The sequence below is a fragment of the Endozoicomonas sp. SESOKO2 genome (assembly GCF_024606245.1).
Lineage (GTDB): Bacteria > Pseudomonadota > Gammaproteobacteria > Pseudomonadales > Endozoicomonadaceae > Endozoicomonas_A.
The window spans coordinates 1-1,105 of sequence record NZ_JAHHPQ010000693.1; the positions used below are offsets into that span (position 1 = coordinate 1).

Annotated in this window: 1 protein-coding gene and 1 pseudogene; both read left to right on the forward strand. The window is 43.3% G+C overall.

What is annotated here, in order from left to right:
* Positions 1 to 314: 314 nt before the first annotated feature.
* Positions 315 to 809: pseudogene (locus tag KDK17_RS16855) on the forward strand (AbiEi antitoxin N-terminal domain-containing protein); the annotation flags it as partial.
* Positions 793 to 1,023, forward strand: a complete 231-nt coding sequence (locus KDK17_RS19675) for a GNAT family N-acetyltransferase (RefSeq protein WP_373691610.1) — start codon at positions 793 to 795, stop codon at positions 1,021 to 1,023. The pseudogene KDK17_RS16855 and the gene KDK17_RS19675, both read left to right, overlap by 17 nt.
* Positions 1,024 to 1,105 lie beyond the last annotated feature (82 nt).

Consider the following 1,105-nt stretch of genomic DNA (forward strand, 5'->3'; position numbering starts at 1 on the left):
CTTGGTTAATGGATATGAGTCTTGTTCTCTGAGAAGGAACATTGATTAACGGCACGATTATCGAGGTGCTAACATCGACAAAGAATAAAGCCAGACATTGTGATCACCTGTGCGGCCTCCTAAACTACATCAAGCTAGGAAAAGTAATCGACGACAGTTTGGCATAGCAGTAGCTGAGAAAAGGTTAGAGGAGTACATTGAACAATACAGCAAGGTTTACAATAGTCAATAATTCACACCATTGGTATTAATGTTCCATTTATACAAACCATTAGATTTGGCATAGAGTGTAAATTAACATCTTGGGTATTAATATGTCATCTAAAATAAACTGGCTGATAAATCACACCTCTCCAAGTTCTCTGGTGCTTCAGCGATGGCTAACGGAGAATGGTATCGACTATTCTCTGGCTCAGAAATATGCCAAGAGCGGCTGGCTGAAGAGGCTCAGCTCTAGTGTTTACTATCGCCCAGAGCCCAGTGGCGAGATTAAACCTGACTGGCCAGATGCATTACAAGCCCTGACTCAACAGTTACAGTTGCCAATACACCTTGCAGGTCTTAGCAGTCTGACTCACCAGGGACTTGGTCATTACCTGCAACTGCATTCAGAACAAGTCTGGGTCGGTACCAAAAATAAGCAAATCCTGCCTAAATGGTTTCGAGAATTTTCCGAACAGCCTTGGTTATATAGTGGGAACCACAAGCTTTTTGAACTCACCGACAGAGATTTCACGAAAGTGACAGTAAAAGGAAAGGAGATCAAAGCCAGCCGCCCGGAACTCGCAGCTTATGAAGTGGTCGACGCTAAACACTTTATATGGAATCTCAATTCGAGACAGTGAAACATTAGTTGCAATGGGGCGTGTTATTGGCGATGGAGTATGTAATTTCGAAATCGTAGACGTTGCGGTAGATCCGAGTTACCAAGGTCAGGGTCTGGGACGAAAAGTCATGGAATATATAGATAGCTATTTGTCCTCCGTCGCACTCGGTAACTTCCAGGTACATATGTTTCAATGATTGCTGATGAGCCAGAATTCTATCAAAAACTAGCAGCCTGTCGGACTTAAGGCTGTCCTACTGCGGATGCAATAAATTGGTC